Consider the following 15,854-nt stretch of genomic DNA (forward strand, 5'->3'; position numbering starts at 1 on the left):
CTTATTCCGAGATCAGCTCGTCCATCTCAGGACCGCCCTCGACTTTCCGCAATGGCCTAAAACTCATCCGGTGCAGGGAGCAGGGGCCGTGTTTCTCGATGCCGGCGCGATGCTGCGCGGTGCCGTAGCCCGCATGCGCGGCAAAACCGTAGTCGGGAAACACGGCATGCGCCCGCGCCATCATCCGGTCGCGCGTCACCTTGGCGACGATCGAGGCGGCGGCGATAGAGACCGAGCGGGCGTCGCCCTTGACCACGGCCTGTCCCGGGCAGTCGAGGCCGGGCGGCACGTCGAGCCCATCCGTCAGCACGTAGCTTGCCGGAATGGCGAGGCTGCAGATGGCGCGGCGCATGGCGTCGAGGCTCGCCTTGCGAATGTCCGTCTCATCGATGCGTGTCGAGCTGGAGGAGGCGATGGAGACGGTCGCCGTCGCAAGGATCTGCACGAACAGTTCCTCGCGCCGCTGCGCGGAAAGCTGCTTGGAATCGTTGAGACCTTCAGGGATGCGCTTGGGATCGAGGATGACGGCAGCGGCCACAACAGGCCCGGCCAGCGGCCCGCGGCCTGCCTCGTCGGCTCCGGCGACCGGCCAGTGGCCGGCCTTGCGGGCTTTGAGCTCGAGCTTGAAATCCGGCACGAGCGGGACCGTGTCGAAAAGCAGGGGAGAATCGGGTGGCGTGCGACGTTTCATGCGGCTGAACCTCGCACGCCAACCCGATTTCCCGCAAGTCCCCGGATCAGGGCGGCGGCCGGGGACGGTCCGGCGGATGGTGGCGGTCAGGGCCATCCGCGGGAATTGCGCTCGGGCTCGAAAACAGGGCGGTTTTATCGAGAAGCCGATGCGCAAGCCTGAAAAATCAGAGCAGCGACAATTGTACCCCGCTGCCATCAGGCGGCACGAACAGATCGTCGCGCAACGGCACGCTGCGCCGCGTCAGTTCGAAGCGTCTCGCCGCCATTTCGAAGCGGCGCGCGATCTGCCAGGCATAAGGGCCGGCGCCCTTCATGCGTTTGCCGAATTCGGCATCGTAATCCTTGCCGCCGCGCATCGAACGCACCAGCGACATCACATGCCGGTAACGATCGGGATAATGCTGCAGCAGCCAGTCGCGGAAGAGCGGGCTGACTTCCAGAGGGAGCCTGAGGATGACGTAGCTCGCCTCGGCAGCGCCGGCCGCTTTCGCCGATTCGAGGATGCGCTCCAATTCGTGATCGTTCAGCGCCGGGATGAGCGGGGCGGCCATGACAGCCGTCTGGATACCGGCTTCGGCAAGCGCATGGATCGTCTCCAGGCGCCGCGGCGGCGTGGCGGCGCGCGGCTCCATTGCCCGGGCGAGCTTGCGGTCGAGCGTCGTCACCGAGATGCCGACGCGCACCAGGTTCTTAGCCGCCATCTCCTGTAGAATGTCGAGGTCGCGCAGGATCATTGCCGATTTGGTGACGATCGACACCGGATGGTTCGCCTTGTTCAGGACTTCGAGGATGCCGCGCATGATGCGCCATTCTTTCTCGATCGGCTGATAGGGGTCGGTATTGGTGCCGATCGCGATCACCCGCACCTTGTAGCCCGGCTTGGCGAGTTCCCGCTCCAGCAGCTTTGCCGCATCCGGCTTGGCAAAGAGCTTCGTCTCGAAGTCGAGCCCCGCGGAGAGCCCCATATAGGCGTGGGTCGGCCGGGCGAAGCAATAGATGCAGCCGTGCTCGCAGCCGCGATAGGGATTGATCGAGCGATCGAAGGAAATATCGGGCGATTCATTGCGGGTGATGGCCGTGCGGGGTTTTTCGACCTGCACGTCCGTCTTGAAAGGAGGCAGTTCTTCCAGCGTCTGCCAGCCGTCGTCGAAGGTCTCCCGCTGCAGCGCCTCGAACCGCCCTGTCGGGTTCAAGCCCGCGCCACGGCCGCGCCGGCGATCGACCTCGATCCTGAGGCCGGAGGAAACGATCATCGCATCGGCAATATCTGCCGTATTGGCAGGCGCGAATGCGGCCTGCCCTGCCAGGGACTGCTCTCTCATCGGATTCTCCCGCGGCGGAAGAGCCATTGCCTCCGCCCGTTTTGATGATTAAATTCCTATCGTCAAAACGAGAACAATGCAAGAACAAAATGCGGAAAAGGGTGCTGGAAAAAAATTGTGCGGCGCATTATGAATAGTCGATGTTGACTGTTGTTCTCGAATGCCAGGATCAGGAATCCGAACTGGCGCAGACTTTATCGGTGCTCGTGGCAGGCGCGGTGGAAGGGCTCGTCAGCGATGTGATCGTGCTCGACCATGGTTCGCGCGACGGCACTTCACGGGTGGCGGATGCGGCCGGTTGCCGTTTCCATTCACAATGGGATATCAAGGACATCGTTCGCTCGGCCCGCGGTGAATGGCTGCTCTTCGTCGAGCCGGGGGCAAGGCCGCAGGCCGGCTGGATCGATGAGATCGCCGAGTATGTGGCGCTGAACAAGACGCCGGCCCGCTTTACCGCCTCACGTGGTTATCGACGCCCGTTCTTCCAGCGCGTCGCGCGCGCCCGGCCGCCACTGGAACTTGGTTTATTGATGCCGAAGAACCATGCGCTCGCCGCCGCCAGAAGCGGCATGCCACTTGCCGACTTCGTCAAGGGTCAGAAGCCGCGCAAGCTCGTGAGCGAATTGATTCCTTCCTGGGTCGCCCGCGCAGCGCGATAGACGTCGCGTAAAGATGGCGCCCAATACGATTTCGCGCTATAATTTCGCCATGGCGCCGCCGAAGCGCCTCGCTTCGTAACGGATGGCCATGGAATGCCGGTGGACGGCAGAACAGGTCAGCGGAAATCTCCTCTTCTGCCGGGGTCCCGGCGAAAGGAGGTGCGTCGTGGTACGCGGTATGATTTACGGCCTGCTGGCCGTCATAGTGCCGATATCGATGATCGCGCATCCGCATCCGGCAGCATCGCAGACGATGCTCAGTTGCGCAGGCCGATCCGATGTCGTCAGTTTCCTCGACAGGAATTTTGCTGAAAAACTGACAGCGGTCGGGCTGGTCAACCAGAACGCCGTTCTCGAGGTCTATGCCGCCGAAAGCGGTACCTGGACGCTCGTCGTAACGGATGTTCACGGCATAAGCTGCATTCTGCTGTCGGGTGACAGCTGGGAAACGATGCCCACCTTGCCGGGCCTTGCAACATAGAGCCTTCTATTTCGCCGCGCCGCGTTTCAGGTGTTCATCCAGGCGCGGCATGATCTCGACGAAATTGCACGGCATGTTGCGATAGTCGAGCTGAGCTTTCAGGATGCCGTCCCAGGCATCGCGGCAGGCGCCGGGCGAACCCGGCAGCGCGAAGATGAAGGTGGAGTTGGCAACACCCGCCGTCGCCCGCGACTGGATCGTCGCCGTGCCGATCTTCTCATAGGAGATGCGGTGGAAGACGGCCGAAAAACCGTCCATGCGCTTTTCGAACAGCGGCTCCAGCGCCTCGGGCGTCACGTCGCGGCCGGTAAAGCCGGTGCCTCCCGTGGTGATGACGACGTCGATCTCGTCACGCTCGGTCCAGGCGTTGACCTTTGCGGCGATCTTTTCCCGGTCGTCAGGCACGATCGCCCGGTCGACAAGCCTATGGCCCGCCTCGGCGATTCGCGCTGCCAGCGTATCACCCGACTTGTCGGTCTCCGGCGTGCGCGTATCCGAGACGGTGAGAACCGCGATGCCGACCGCGATAAAGGGCCGCTTTTCGTCCAGACCTGCCATCACGCGCCTCCCGGGATCGTTTCCGTCGCCTGGAAATACCAGTCGGGCCGCTCGCCGTGAAGACCCGCCGCCGCGTCCTTCGCCTCGGCCATGGTTGCAAAGATCCCGAAACAGGTGGCGCCCGAGCCGGACATCCGGGCCATGAGTGCGCCGCGGGCTTGCAGCATCGCCGAGATTTCGGCGATTTCAGGCACGAGTTCGCGCGCCGGCGGCTCCAGGTCGTTGCGGGCATCGGCAATTGCCGCGAGCCAGCCGGCGGTTCGCGTGAGTTTCAGGGCCGGATTGTTCTTCGTTGTCAGCCGCTGGAAAACCTCGGGCGTCGAGACGCCTTTCAGCGGATTGGCAAGCACCATGGCAAAGGCTGGCAGATCGGGTATGGGCTCGATATCCTCGCCGATGCCGCGGGCAATCAGCGGCCGGCTCTCAAGGCACATCGGCACATCGGCGCCGAGCTTCAGCGCCAGCGCGGCAAGCGTCTCGACCGGCAGCCTCGTGCCCCAGAGGCGCATCAGCCCGCGCAGCGTCGCAGCCGCATCGGCCGAGCCGCCGCCGATGCCGGAAGCGATTGGCAGGTTCTTTTGCAGGTGGATGTGGACGGGGAAGGCAAGGGCGCCGACCGCTTCGCGCAGGAGATCGCGCGCTCTGAGTACCAGGTTGGCGCCGCCGTCGCCGGCAAGCGTTTCGCCGAAACGGCCCGACAGGGTGAAGGCATCGGCCTGCGCAGGCAGGAAACCCAGCCGGTCGCCGCAATCCGCGAATGTCACCAGCATATCGAGCAGGTGATAGCCGTCCGGCCGCTGGCCCGTCACATGCAGGGCCAGGTTGATCTTCGCGCGCGCCTCTTCGGTGACGCCGAAAGCGTCGGCCAAGCCTTCCTCAGGCATGCGTCGGGTCCGTCAGGATTTCTTGTCGACCGGCGGCGGGGTGACGGGCGCCGGGTCCGGCTGCTTCTTGTCGGCCGCCTTGGCATCGTCGCTGACGGGAGGCAGGCCGTTGGCGATCTTGTCCTTGATCTTGGGGATCTCGGCGGCTTCAGGCTCGGAGCTCAGCGCCCGGTTCCACTGGTAGGCGGCCTCGAGCTTGCGCCCGACACGCCAGTAGGCATCACCGAGATGGTCGTTGATCGTCGGGTCGCCGGCCTTGATCTGCGCCGCCCGCTCCAATTCGTCGACGGCATCGTCGAAGCGGTTGAGGCGGAAATAGGCCCAGCCGAGCGAATCGATGATGTAGCCGTCGTCAGGGCGGAGGTCGACGGCCTTCTTGATCATGCCGAGACCTTCGTCGAGGTTCCTGTTCATGTCGATCCAGGAATAGCCGAGATAGTTCAGCACCTGCGGCTGATCGGGGTTGAGTTCCAACGCCTTGCGGAAATTCGGTTCCGCCTGATCCCACTTCTTCAGCCGCTCATAGGCGATGCCGCGCTGGAAGAAGACGCTCCAATTGGGGCGGCCGGGGAAGGGGCCGATCATTTCGACGGCCTTGTCGTAGTTGGCAGCCATCGCCTCGTAGTCCTTGGCGTCGGAGAGAACGCTGCCATAGGCGAGGTAGCTGCGGATGTCCTTCGGGTCGGAGGCGATCAGCGCCTGCAGATGCTTGCGCGCCTCGTCCACCTTGCCGCCCTGGGCAAGGGCAAGGCCGAGCTGCAGCTCGGAGATGCGCCGCATCGGCGAATTCTCCGGCACTTTCTTGTAGAGCGCGATGGCGCGGTCCATCTGGTTCTGCTTTTCGGCGATGCCGCCGAGCAGCACCAGCGTATCGGCGCTGTTCGGATCGAGCGCATTGGCCGTCTGCAGATAGAGCGAGACGATGTCCTCGGCGCCGTCGCGGTTCAGCGCGCCACCGACGGAGAAGAGCACGCCGGCAGCCCCTTCTTCGGCCGTCTTGACCTGCTGTTCCTGCTTCTCGCCCTTCTCGATGCTGTCGCGCAGCGCGTTCAGCGGCGCATAGTTCGGCAGCAGGTTGTCGCCGACGGAAACGGCGTCGAGCGCCTTCTGCTTGTTGCCCTGCGCGGCTTCCAGGCGGGCAAGCGCCATGACAGCACGCATGAAGGTGTCGGGCGCCGTTGCGCCGCCTTCCTTGTCGAGCACGGCATCGTTCAGATGCTGGCGGGCGGATTTCACGTCGCCGGCGACGATGGCGATCGCACCGGCATTGTAGTTCTGGAAGATGCGGAACCAGTCCGGCCCCTTCATCTTCTCGACCATGGCGAGCGCGTCCTTGCCGCGGCCGGCGCCGACGCGGGCCCAGGCGAGCAGAAGGTCGTTCATCATCCGGTCGAGATCGTTCGGACCCTTATATTTCAGGATCGCCTCGGCGGTCTTGTAGTCGCCGCGGCGCACGGCATCCATGCCGCGCACGATCGTTGTTATGCGCTCGACGGATGGATCGCCTTTCAGGTCGTTGGCATAAGTGACGCCATCCTTGATGTCGCCGTTGAGCAGCAGCGAAATCATCAGCCGCTGGCGAATCTCCGGATTGCCGGGCTCGATCTGCAGCGCCTTCTTATAGAGTTCGATCGCCGTTTCGTAATCGTGATCGACATCGGCCGTGCGCGCGGCAAGGAAGGCGCCGGAAAAGGTGGTGACGCTGTCGGCATCGAAGCTTTCGGCCTTGGCGGCATCGCCCACCTTGGCCGCATCCTCGGCACTCACGCCGCCGACACCGCCGAGCGAAAGAACCGCCGCCAGCGCTGCGCTCGTAAGAAGACGGATGGCCAGTCTCTGCCGCATTAGGAAACCTTTCTTCGAGAGCGTCCCGGCCAAGGCGCCGGTCGCAAAATCAGTTGCGATCACTGATTCATAACAGGATGGCTTTTTTGAAGCGGCGCCGCAAGAAAATCAGACTTCGATCGAGGACGTTTGATCAGTTGACGCGCTCGATGCAGAAATCGATCACTTCCATCAGGGCGGATTTCCATACCGTGTCGGGAAGCGGTGCGAGCGCGTCCCGCGCGATCGTGCCGTAATGAACGGCCCGGCCGATCGTATCGCTGAGCGTGCCGTATTTGGTGATCAGCCCCAGTGCCTTTTCCAGGTTGGCGTCGGTGCTGTTGCCGGCTTCGATCGCATCGCGCCAGAAGGCGCGCTCGTCCTCGGTGCCGCGGCGATAGGCGAGAATGACCGGCAGGGTGATCTTACCCTCGCGGAAATCGTCGCCGACATTCTTGCCGAGATCGGCTGCCTTGCCGCCGTAATCAAGCGCGTCGTCGACGAGCTGAAAGGCGAGGCCGAGATTCATGCCATAGGATTTCAGTGCGTTGCGGCCGGATTTGCCGGCCTCGGCGACGATCGGCCCGACTTCCGCGGCGGCGGCAAAGAGTGCGGCGGTCTTGGCGCGGATGACGGCGAGGTAATCATCCTCGGTCGTCTCCATGTTCTTGGCGACGGAGAGCTGCAGCACCTCGCCTTCGGCGATCACGCAAGCCGCAGAGGACAGAACGTCGAGGGCATCGAGCGAGCCGACATCGACCATCATGCGGAAGGCCTGGCCGAGCAGGAAGTCGCCGACCAGCACGCTAGCCTGGTTGCCCCAGATCATGCGCGCCGTCGATTTGCCGCGGCGAAGGTCGCTTTCATCGACGACGTCGTCATGCAGCAGCGTCGCCGTGTGCATGAATTCGACCGATGTGGCGAGTTTGACGTGATTTTCGCCCTTGTAATCGAACAGCGAGGCGCTAGCCAGCGTCAGCATCGGCCGCAGCCGCTTGCCGCCTGATGAGATCAGATGGTTGGCGACCTCCGGGATCATCTGCACGTCGGAGCCGGCCTTGGATAGAATGAGCTGGTTCACCCGCTCCATGTCGGCCTTGGTGAGATCGACCAATGGCTTTATGGATGCCAGTTTGTTTTTGCTTTCTTCAAGCGGTATGACCACGCCCAACGACCCGGACTCCTGTTCATTCATTACGGCTGACAATAGAAAGGGGCGATGGGCGCGGCAAGGGGTGAATTGTCGCGCTGGGCGAAATTGGAAGGAAAACGACGGCAAATGCATGAACTTATCCGCGCCAACGACGCTGTTCTTCTCTCTTTTGCCGAGAGCTTGATGAAGGATGCGGGAATTCACTGCTTCATCGCCGATCAGGGCATGAGCGTGCTCGAAGGCTCGCTCGGCATGCTGCCGCGCCGCCTCCTGGTGGACGAGGAGATGGCCGATCAGGCGCGCCGCATCCTGATCGACGCCGGTCTCGGCGGCGAACTGCGCGAGAAGAAGTGAGCGTAATGACCGGGAAGCCTGCCGAAACCATCGATGCCTTCCATCGCGGCGCCTTCCATCTGGTGCAGCCGAAGGGCAGGGGGCATCGCTCCGGCATGGATGCGATGCTGCTGGCCGCCCTCGTCGCCGACGATCGCCCGGTCCGGGTTGCCGATCTCGGCGCCGGCGCAGGTGCAGCCGGCCTTGCCGTCGCCTCGCGCCTTGCCAACGCGCAAGTGGTGCTGTTCGAGCGCTCGGCCGAGATGGCCGATTATGCCCGTCGCAGCATCCTCCTGCCCGAAAACGCTCATGTCGCCGGCCGCGTCAGCGTCATCGAAGCCGATGTGACGCTGACCGCCAAGGCGCGCAACGATGCCGGCCTCATCGACGAGAGCTTCCACCACGTCATCATGAACCCGCCCTTCAACGATGCCGGCGACCGGCGCACGCCGGATGCGCTGAAGGCCGAAGCCCATGCGATGACCGACGGCCTGTTCGAAAGCTGGATCCGCACGGCGGGCGCCATCATGATCCCGGGAGGGCAATTGTCGCTGATCGCGAGGCCCCAATCGATCGCCGAGATCATCGATGCCTGCGGCCGGCGCTTCGGCGGCATCGAGATTACATCAATCCATCCGCGCCCCGGTGAGAATGCCGTCCGTATCCTGGTGACGGCGATCAAGGGTTCGCGGGCGCGGCTGTCGCTGCGCGCGGCCCTCATCATGCACGAAGAGGGGAGCCACAAGTTCTCCCCTCTCGTCGATGATTTCAACAATGGCCGGGCGGCCTATGCCAGGCTTTAGCCGGTGACGAAGTCGAGAAGCAGCTTGACGTTCAGGCCGGCGATGACGACCGCGATCAGATAGGCGATGCCGCTCAACCAGCGTGGCGCCACGAGTTCGCCCATCTTGGCACGGTTGGCGGTGAACATGACCAGCGGGAAGACGGCGAAGGAAAGCTGCAGGCTGAGCACCACCTGGGTGAGGATCAAAAGCTCCGCCGTGCCCTTGTCGCCATACCAGATGGTGACGATCGCCGCCGGCACGATGGCGATGGCGCGGGTGATCAGGCGGCGCATCCACGGTTTCAGCCTGATCTTGAGGAAGCCCTCCATGACGATCTGGCCGGCAAGCGTTGCCGTCACCGTCGAGTTGAGGCCGCAGCAGAGCAGCGCGATGCCGAAGAGCGTCGGCGCGATCGCCAGACCCAGCAGCGGCGAAAGCAGCGAATAGGCATTGCCGAGCTCGACGACATCGGTCCTGCCGTGCGCATTGAAAGCGGCGGCGGCAAGGATCAGGATCGAGGCGTTGATCAGCAGCGCAAAGCAGAGCGCGACGGTCGAGTCGATCGTCGCATAGGTCAGCGCTTCCTTCTTTTCGGGCACCGTATGGCCGTAGGCCCGCGTCTGCACGATGCCGGAATGAAGGTAGAGATTGTGCGGCATGACGGTCGCGCCGAGAATGCCGAGCGCCAGATAGAGCATCTCCGGATTGGTGACGATTTCGGTTGTCGGGAAGAAACCGGTGATGACGGCGCCCCATTGCGGATCGGCAAGGAAGATCTGCACGCCGAAGCAGAGCGCGATGACGCCGAGCAGCGCGATGATGAAGGCCTCCACCCAGCGGAATCCGAGCTTCTGCAGGAAGAGGATCAGGAAAACGTCGAGCGCGGTGATGAGGACGCCGAGTTCCAGCGGGATGCCGAAGAGCAGGTTGAGGCCGATCGCCGTGCCGATCACTTCGGCGATATCGGTGGCAATGATGGCGATTTCCGCGAATGCCCAGAGCGGCACCGAGACATATTTCGGAAAGGCGTCGCGGCAGGCCTGCGCGAGATCGCGGCCGGAGGCGATCGCAAGGCGCGCGCAAAGCGATTGCAGCACGATCGCCATCAGGTTGGAAAGCAGCGCGACGGTGAGCAGCGTATAGCCGAATTTCGAGCCGCCGGCGAGCGAGGTCGCCCAGTTGCCGGGGTCCATGTAGCCGACGGCGACCATATAGCCGGGGCCGGCGAAGGCCGCAGCCCTTCTCCATCTCGAGCTGTGACGCCCGGTTCCGACGGTGCGGTAGACATCCGACAGCGACGCCTCTCCGCGTTCGTGCCGCCAGCCGCTTGTTACATTCGGATTAAGGGCGTCCATGCGATTTCCACCTGTTTTACTGTCAGCGCACTATGACGGATTAGAATGATAATGCAAGTCATTCGCAACAAGAAAATCATCTTGAGGTTTCAGGAACGCGGCCATTGCGTTTGTCGTTCCAGCGCATACATGGATGGCGATCGCGCGACAGCGATGGTGCGACCTGAAGCGAAGGGTGAGAAATGGCCGGATTCTTGAGAAAGCTGCTGCCGAAACGGTTCCGCAAGGACGGCGTCGTCATTCCGGTCGTCAGATTGCAGGGCGCCATCATGAGCGGCGGCGGCCAGTTCCGGCCGACCCTCAATCTCGCCAACGTCGCGCCGGTTCTGGAAAAGGCCTTCGCCATGAAGGACTCGCCGGCGGTCGCCATATCGGTCAATTCGCCGGGCGGCTCGCCCGTCCAGTCCCGCCTGATCTTCACCCGCATCCGTGAGCTTGCCCGTGAGAAGCAGAAGAAGGTTCTGGTCTTCGTCGAGGATGTCGCCGCGTCCGGCGGCTACATGATCGCGCTTGCCGGCGACGAGATCATCGCCGACGCCACCTCCATCGTCGGCTCGATCGGCGTCGTTTCCGGCGGTTTCGGCTTTCCGGAACTCCTGAAGAAGATCGGCGTCGAGCGCCGCGTCTATACGGCCGGCGAAAACAAGGTGATCCTCGATCCTTTCCAGCCGGAGAAGGAAAAGGACATCGAGTATCTGAAGAGCCTGCAGCTCGAAATCCACCAGGTCTTCATATCGATGGTGCGCGAGCGTCGTGCCGGCAAGCTGAGGGACGATGCGACTGTCTTCTCCGGCCTGTTCTGGAGCGGCACGCGCGGCCTGGAACTCGGCCTCATCGATGGCCTCGGCGACATGCGCCAGGAATTGAAGCGGCGCTACGGCCAGAAGGCCAAACTGCAACTCGTCACCGCCGGCCGCGGCCTGTTCGGCCGCCGTATTCCCGGCATCTCGCCGGTCTCGCTCGACGGTGCCGCATCGGGTCTCGCGACGGGGCTTGTCGAAGCGGCGGAAGAGAGAGCATTGTGGAGCCGGTTCGGGCTTTGAGAGGAGCAAGAGAGGGGCATGCCGCAACTTATCACCATCCTGATCCTGGTCTTCTCAGCCTGGTGGCTCTACCGCCGCTTCGTCTCCGACGCCCGCAGGCTCGCCGAAAAATCGCGCCGCGCTGAAAAGGAGCGCCAGACCGGCGCGGTCGGCACGCTGGTCAAGGACCCGGCGACGGGGGAATATCGGCTGAAGCGGGAGGAGGAATAAAATCAAGAGCACGAATTAAAATGCATCCAAGACCCCTCCCCAACCCCTCCCCACAAGGGGGAGGGGCTTAACCTGCCGAACCCCTTTCCAGATATTCGACGTTTCGGGAGGAGCGAGGCGGGCGCTCCGGATTAGTCCCTCCCCCTTGTGGGGAGGGGTTGGGGAGGGGTCTTGAATCTCCCGCCCGCCGCAAAACCCTTGACCCCTGCCGCCCTCCATGGCACCTGTCGCGCCGATAATTCCCAAGCCAGCGGTGCCATCCCATGTCAGCTCTCCCCGACCATATGAACCCGAAGCGCTCCTTTCAGGCGCTGATCCTGACCCTGCATAGCTACTGGGCGGACAAGGGTTGCGCGGTGCTGCAGCCCTACGACATGGAAGTCGGCGCCGGCACTTTCCACCCGGCCACGACTTTGCGCGCCCTCGGCCCCAAGCCCTGGAAGGCCGCTTACGTCCAGCCCTCCCGCCGCCCGTCGGATGGCCGCTATGGCGAAAACCCGAACCGCTTGCAGCATTATTACCAGTACCAGGTCATCCTGAAGCCCAATCCGCCTAACCTGCAGGAGCTTTATCTCGGCTCGCTGGCGGCGATCGGTCTCGATCCGCTGCTGCACGACATCCGTTTCGTCGAGGACGATTGGGAAAGCCCGACGCTCGGCGCCTGGGGCCTCGGCTGGGAATGCTGGTGCGACGGCATGGAAGTGTCGCAGTTCACCTATTTCCAGCAGGTCTGCGGCATCGAATGCTCGCCGGTCGCGGGCGAACTGACCTATGGTCTCGAACGCCTCGCCATGTATGTCCAGGGCGTCGACAATGTCTACGACCTGAATTTCAACGGCCGCGAGGGCGATGAGAAGATCAGCTACGGCGACGTCTTTCTGCAGGCCGAGCAGGAATATTCGCGCCACAATTTCGAATTCGCCAACACAGAGATGCTGCATCGCCACTTCGTCGATGCCGAGAAGGAATGCCGGGCGCTGCTCGACGCCGGCGCCCCCGGCGACAACGCCAACCAGCGCCTGCACAAATGCGTCTTCCCCGCCTATGACCAGTGCATCAAGGCAAGCCACGTCTTCAACCTGCTCGATGCCCGCGGCGTGATCTCGGTTACTGAGCGCCAGAGCTACATCCTGCGCGTGCGCACGCTCGCCAAAGCCTGCGGCGAAGCTTTCCTGCTGACCGACGCCGGGGGCGTGAACCTCTCGAACGAGGCGGCATGACGCAAAAACTTGCCAGCCGTATTGTCCATATCAACGGCTGGCCAGGCACTGGGAAACTGACCGTCGGCCGTTTGCTGGCAAAAAGGCTCGACGCGCGGCTCATCGATAATCACACGCTGCTTAATCCAGCCGAAGCCCTTTTCGCCCGCAGCAACCCTCTGCATGGATCACTGCGCGGGCAGATTCGGCGAGCGGTTTTCGACCATGCCGTACACGCCGATCCGGCTGAAAGTTTCGTCTTTACCGATGCTCTTTCGGATGACGAGCATGATAGCGCGATGTTCTCCTGGTATCTCGATCTGGCTGCGGCCAGAGGCGCGGATCTGGTCGCGGTTCTCCTCGATTGCGCGCCGGAGGAGAATGCCAGGCGCCTCATCTCTCCCGGCCGATCCGAGGCGCTCAAGCTGACGGATACGGCGAAGCTGCAACAACTCCGGGCAAACTATAGACTGTTACGCGGACTGGTCGAACACACAGTCGAAATCGATACGACGGACCTTTCGCCGGAGCGGACGGCGGACCGAATTCTCGCGCATATCGGTGTTTGACGACAGCCGGGTATCCTGCGTAGTCTTTGCGCAAACATTACTTCGTTGCAGGGGATTATCGATGGATGTTGCGCTCGGCGTCATCGTTTTGATCGCACCGACCGCGACAGCTTGCTGCTGACCGATGCTGGCGCCGTCAATCTGAAGAGCGTGGCGGCGTAAGAGCCGTCTCGAAAAATTCGGTCGCTTCCGGCGCTACGCATCTTTTGTATTGCACAAACCGCACCCACATAGTCTTGTCGGGTGCTGCGATCAGTTATGGCTTTGGTATCTCTTTTGAAGAGCGGTTTTCTTTACTTTAAATTTTCATATGAGAATGCCGGCCCCGGGATGTTGCGCCTTTTGTCATGGCCGATCTTATGCGTCATGCTGGCTGTTCTGACTTCGTGCAGCAATTTCGACCAGGAGTTCACGGTCCAGTCGGCAAACAGTACGATCGAAGTCTATACCGATGGCACTGCCTTTGTGTTGGAAAACTTCGATATCTTGGTCAAAAAGGCGCGAAATTACGGCGGCGTTTACGTTGATATCCCTGAACGTTTCAAGGATGTGTCAGGTGGTGTTCACTGGCGAGATTTCGAACTGGCCGCAGCCGGGCGTGATGGGCAAGACGAATATTATTTCAAAGAAAACAATGTGCCGGGCCACTCGATCTATATCGGAAATGAGCACTGCAAAGGCTGCTCTTCAGACCTGCCGACGGGTGTTACAAAGATCCAGATCGCTTATTGGCTCGGCCGCTTGGTTCGTCACGAAAGTGATCGCGAGGTTCTCTTCCTGCCGGCCTATATGGGCCGCGTCCATGGCCAGGGTGCCAAGAAAACGCTTACTCTGAAGCTGCCGCCGGGCGGAACGGTACGGCCTTCGCAACAGGGTCAGGAGGTGGCCTATGATATCATGCGGAGCGCATCGAATGAGATCTTGGTGTCTATTCCAGCAGGTAAAGGGGATAGGGTCCTACCCGACATCGAGATCGAATATCCCGTAGGGACCTTTTTGACCATAACGAGCGGCGAGCGGGTACAGTGGTGGCTCTCCGATCACTTTCTCCCATTCATAAGCATTTTGGGGCCGCTTATCGCTGGTCTGTTTGTCCTCACTCGATTGGGGCAGGGCTGGCGATTGCCCGCACCTTTAATTGCTGTCGATAGCAAGAAGAGCGAGAGCACATCGCCTGCTTTGGCGGCCTATCTGTTTTCGAACTGGAAGCCGGATGCCGCAAAGCCAGCCTTCATGGCGTCTGCCTGTCATCTCGCAATGAAGAGATTGCTTCGCCTTTCCAGCCTTGGCGAGGAATGCGAAGCTTCGGATTTGTCTGCCAGGCAGGTGCGCAAGAAAGGCAAGGTGGAGCGCGCCAGATGGTATGGTCTTCCAGCGGTGACGCGTTCGGTTTTTGGCCGAATTGAAGGGGAGCGGCCTGTCAATGACCGGCGGACGGTCGTAAATGCCCTGTATGGTTTCGAACCTCACTTACGCCAGTTGGTCGCTGAGGAATATTGGAAAGCCAGAGGCGGCGTAGATCGAGCACGGCTTGCGACTGCAACCAGCATTCTGGCTCTTGGCGTTGCTGTCGCGTATTTCTCGGGCCTCTTGATCTTTTCCGGAGCTATCTGCGGGGTATTATTGATTGTTTTCGTGGCTGTGACGATGTTCCGCCACCCGGAGCGGTTTCCCGGAGCAGCTGGCAGCTTCGAGCAATTCAAGCAGGCAATGGCTCTGCTTGTGGGTTTTCCGGCCATGTTGAGTTTTGCACTTTACTATATCGGTACGACTGAGATTATCAGCGAACAGTGGCCATATCTGATGGCGATTTTATTGGATATCGCCGGCATTGTGACTGTTCTGGCGATGCTGCGCTTGCTCACGCCGAAGCAGCGGAAGATTCACAATAACATTCTCATTTTGAATCGCTATTTCCTCGGAGAAATCGAAGGTCCGGCAATGTCGGTGGAATGCTATGAACACTACCTTCCTTTCGCAGTTGCCCTTAACCTCGAACAACGCTGGACCGAGCGCTTCAATCTGTGGCGAGAAAGCGAAAAGATGGAGACCTATGCTCCGGATTGGCGGAGCAGTTCTTAAAGGGACGGCGACATAAAGAGTCTCATCGAAATCGACCGAAGAACGGCTGCGCCAAGATGACTTTGGCCTGCGGAATCACTAACGTGCGATCATCAAATCGGGGAGCTTATCTGCATGTATGTGATACTCGCTATTATCGCGGTCATCGCGTTTTACATCGTCTTCATCTACAACGGCCTGGTTCGCTCCCGGCAGATGGCGGAGGAAGCCTGGTCGGGTATCGATGTCCAGCTGAAGCGGCGCGCCGATCTGATCCCGAACCTGATCGAGACGGTCAAGGGCTACGCTGCTCATGAGAAGTCGACGCTGGAAGAGGTCGTTTCGCTTCGCAACAAGGCGCAGGCCGTGCCATCGGGCGATGTCGCGGGCAGAGCGCAGGCGGAGGGCTTGCTCGGTCAGGCGCTCGGCCGGGTCATCGCGCTTGCCGAGGCCTACCCGGACCTCAAGGCCAACCAGAACTTCGCCGAACTCCAGGCTTCGCTCGAAACCATGGAAGGCGAGCTGCAGATGGCGCGGCGTTATTACAACGGCGCTGCGCGCGACCTGAACGTCAAGGTCGAGAGCTTCCCCTCCAATCTCGTCGCCGGCCAGTTCGGTTTTGCCAAGCGGGACTATTTCGAAATCACCAATGAGGCCGATCGCGCCGTCCCCAGCGTGAAATTCTGACGATCCGGCATTTTGCCTTTGCAAGAAAGCGGTTAAGA

17 protein-coding genes are annotated in these 15,854 nt (G+C 61.6%); 10 read left to right on the top strand and 7 right to left on the bottom strand.

Going from position 1 to position 15,854, the window contains the following annotated elements; translation table 11 throughout:
* Position 1 precedes the first annotated feature (1 nt).
* Both ATY78_RS01830 and ATY78_RS01835 read right to left on the bottom strand, forming a co-directional pair.
* Positions 2-691, bottom strand: coding sequence for a ribonuclease HII (locus tag ATY78_RS01830; protein ID WP_088680623.1), 690 nt, complete (start codon positions 689-691; stop codon positions 2-4).
* A 166-nt stretch (positions 692-857) separates the two neighbouring features.
* Positions 858-2,015: a PA0069 family radical SAM protein gene (locus ATY78_RS01835; protein ID WP_088680624.1), complete on the bottom strand. Its 1,158-nt coding sequence runs from the start codon at positions 2,013-2,015 to the stop codon at positions 858-860.
* 140 nt (positions 2,016-2,155) lie between these two features.
* Here ATY78_RS01835 and ATY78_RS01840 point away from each other — a divergent pair, with 140 nt between their 5' ends.
* Positions 2,156-2,674, top strand: a complete 519-nt coding sequence (locus ATY78_RS01840; RefSeq protein WP_088680625.1) for a glycosyltransferase family A protein — start codon at positions 2,156-2,158, stop codon at positions 2,672-2,674.
* A 166-nt stretch (positions 2,675-2,840) separates the two neighbouring features.
* Entirely contained in the window at positions 2,841-3,155 is a 315-nt protein-coding gene (locus ATY78_RS01845) for a hypothetical protein (RefSeq protein ID WP_088680626.1), read from the top strand.
* Between the two features lie 6 nt (positions 3,156-3,161).
* On the opposite strand, the gene moaB is transcribed toward ATY78_RS01845, so the two are convergent.
* The 4 genes from moaB to ATY78_RS01865 all read right to left on the bottom strand — a co-directional run bounded on the left by moaB (position 3,162) and on the right by ATY78_RS01865 (position 7,592).
* The gene (gene moaB, locus ATY78_RS01850) at positions 3,162-3,713 is read right to left on the bottom strand and encodes a molybdenum cofactor biosynthesis protein B (protein WP_088680627.1); all 552 of its coding nucleotides are present in this window, start codon (positions 3,711-3,713) and stop codon (positions 3,162-3,164) included.
* A complete protein-coding gene (locus tag ATY78_RS01855; protein WP_088680628.1) occupies positions 3,713-4,597 on the bottom strand; it encodes a 4-(cytidine 5'-diphospho)-2-C-methyl-D-erythritol kinase in 885 nt (294 codons plus the stop codon). The genes moaB and ATY78_RS01855 overlap by 1 nt, the downstream gene beginning before the upstream one ends.
* Before the next feature lie 12 nt (positions 4,598-4,609).
* Positions 4,610-6,442, bottom strand: a complete 1,833-nt coding sequence (locus tag ATY78_RS01860; protein WP_088680629.1) for a tetratricopeptide repeat protein — start codon at positions 6,440-6,442, stop codon at positions 4,610-4,612.
* A 133-nt stretch (positions 6,443-6,575) separates the two neighbouring features.
* Positions 6,576-7,592: a polyprenyl synthetase family protein gene (locus tag ATY78_RS01865; protein ID WP_088680630.1), complete on the bottom strand. Its 1,017-nt coding sequence runs from the start codon at positions 7,590-7,592 to the stop codon at positions 6,576-6,578.
* A 108-nt stretch (positions 7,593-7,700) separates the two neighbouring features.
* On the opposite strand from ATY78_RS01865, the gene ATY78_RS01870 reads away from it, so the two are divergent.
* Positions 7,701-7,928 (top strand): DUF2007 domain-containing protein, encoded by a 228-nt coding sequence (locus tag ATY78_RS01870; RefSeq protein ID WP_088680631.1) that lies wholly within the window; start codon positions 7,701-7,703, stop codon positions 7,926-7,928.
* 5 nt (positions 7,929-7,933) lie between these two features.
* Positions 7,934-8,710, top strand: coding sequence for a methyltransferase (locus tag ATY78_RS01875; RefSeq protein WP_088680632.1), 777 nt, complete (start codon positions 7,934-7,936; stop codon positions 8,708-8,710).
* Here ATY78_RS01875 and ATY78_RS01880 read toward each other — a convergent pair.
* Complete coding sequence (locus tag ATY78_RS01880; RefSeq protein ID WP_088680633.1) at positions 8,707-10,047, bottom strand: Nramp family divalent metal transporter; 1,341 nt, start codon at positions 10,045-10,047, stop codon at positions 8,707-8,709. The genes ATY78_RS01875 and ATY78_RS01880 overlap by 4 nt on opposite strands.
* 182 nt (positions 10,048-10,229) lie before the next feature.
* Here ATY78_RS01880 and ATY78_RS01885 point away from each other — a divergent pair, with 182 nt between their 5' ends.
* The 6 genes from ATY78_RS01885 to ATY78_RS01910 all read left to right on the top strand — a co-directional run bounded on the left by ATY78_RS01885 (position 10,230) and on the right by ATY78_RS01910 (position 15,816).
* Positions 10,230-11,090, top strand: coding sequence for a S49 family peptidase (locus ATY78_RS01885; protein WP_088680634.1), 861 nt, complete (start codon positions 10,230-10,232; stop codon positions 11,088-11,090).
* An 18-nt stretch (positions 11,091-11,108) separates the two neighbouring features.
* Positions 11,109-11,300, top strand: coding sequence for a hypothetical protein (locus ATY78_RS01890; protein ID WP_088680635.1), 192 nt, complete (start codon positions 11,109-11,111; stop codon positions 11,298-11,300).
* A 263-nt stretch (positions 11,301-11,563) separates the two neighbouring features.
* Positions 11,564-12,520: a glycine--tRNA ligase subunit alpha gene (locus tag ATY78_RS01895; protein ID WP_088680636.1), complete on the top strand. Its 957-nt coding sequence runs from the start codon at positions 11,564-11,566 to the stop codon at positions 12,518-12,520.
* Positions 12,517-13,068, top strand: coding sequence for an AAA family ATPase (locus ATY78_RS01900; RefSeq protein WP_088680637.1), 552 nt, complete (start codon positions 12,517-12,519; stop codon positions 13,066-13,068). Before ATY78_RS01895 ends, ATY78_RS01900 begins: the two co-directional genes overlap by 4 nt.
* Positions 13,069-13,398: 330 nt before the next feature.
* The gene (locus ATY78_RS01905) at positions 13,399-15,150 is read left to right on the top strand and encodes a DUF2207 domain-containing protein (RefSeq protein ID WP_245313473.1); all 1,752 of its coding nucleotides are present in this window, start codon (positions 13,399-13,401) and stop codon (positions 15,148-15,150) included.
* 114 nt (positions 15,151-15,264) lie between these two features.
* Positions 15,265-15,816: a LemA family protein gene (locus ATY78_RS01910; RefSeq protein ID WP_088680639.1), complete on the top strand. Its 552-nt coding sequence runs from the start codon at positions 15,265-15,267 to the stop codon at positions 15,814-15,816.
* Positions 15,817-15,854: the final 38 nt, after the last annotated feature.

Origin of the sequence: Rhizobium sp. R635 (assembly GCF_002211285.1) — a bacterium.
GTDB lineage: Bacteria > Pseudomonadota > Alphaproteobacteria > Rhizobiales > Rhizobiaceae > Rhizobium.

Bases quoted from the DNA above. Each gene is read 5' to 3' on its own strand.
- moaB (WP_088680627.1), bottom strand. From the start codon at position 3,713: ATGGCAGGTCTGGACGAAAAGCGGCCCTTTATCGCGGTCGGCATCGCG.
- ATY78_RS01835 (WP_088680624.1), bottom strand. From the start codon at position 2,015: ATGAGAGAGCAGTCCCTGGCAGGGCAGGCCGCATTCGCGCCTGCCAAT.
- ATY78_RS01885 (WP_088680634.1), top strand. From the start codon at position 10,230: ATGGCCGGATTCTTGAGAAAGCTGCTGCCGAAACGGTTCCGCAAGGAC.
- ATY78_RS01830 (WP_088680623.1), bottom strand. From the start codon at position 691: ATGAAACGTCGCACGCCACCCGATTCTCCCCTGCTTTTCGACACGGTC.
- ATY78_RS01870 (WP_088680631.1), top strand. From the start codon at position 7,701: ATGCATGAACTTATCCGCGCCAACGACGCTGTTCTTCTCTCTTTTGCC.
- ATY78_RS01860 (WP_088680629.1), bottom strand. From the start codon at position 6,442: ATGCGGCAGAGACTGGCCATCCGTCTTCTTACGAGCGCAGCGCTGGCG.
- ATY78_RS01905 (WP_245313473.1), top strand. From the start codon at position 13,399: ATGTTGCGCCTTTTGTCATGGCCGATCTTATGCGTCATGCTGGCTGTT.
- ATY78_RS01840 (WP_088680625.1), top strand. From the start codon at position 2,156: ATGTTGACTGTTGTTCTCGAATGCCAGGATCAGGAATCCGAACTGGCG.
- ATY78_RS01900 (WP_088680637.1), top strand. From the start codon at position 12,517: ATGACGCAAAAACTTGCCAGCCGTATTGTCCATATCAACGGCTGGCCA.
- ATY78_RS01910 (WP_088680639.1), top strand. From the start codon at position 15,265: ATGTATGTGATACTCGCTATTATCGCGGTCATCGCGTTTTACATCGTC.
- ATY78_RS01890 (WP_088680635.1), top strand. From the start codon at position 11,109: ATGCCGCAACTTATCACCATCCTGATCCTGGTCTTCTCAGCCTGGTGG.
- ATY78_RS01855 (WP_088680628.1), bottom strand. From the start codon at position 4,597: ATGCCTGAGGAAGGCTTGGCCGACGCTTTCGGCGTCACCGAAGAGGCG.
- ATY78_RS01875 (WP_088680632.1), top strand. From the start codon at position 7,934: ATGACCGGGAAGCCTGCCGAAACCATCGATGCCTTCCATCGCGGCGCC.
- ATY78_RS01895 (WP_088680636.1), top strand. From the start codon at position 11,564: ATGTCAGCTCTCCCCGACCATATGAACCCGAAGCGCTCCTTTCAGGCG.
- ATY78_RS01880 (WP_088680633.1), bottom strand. From the start codon at position 10,047: ATGGACGCCCTTAATCCGAATGTAACAAGCGGCTGGCGGCACGAACGC.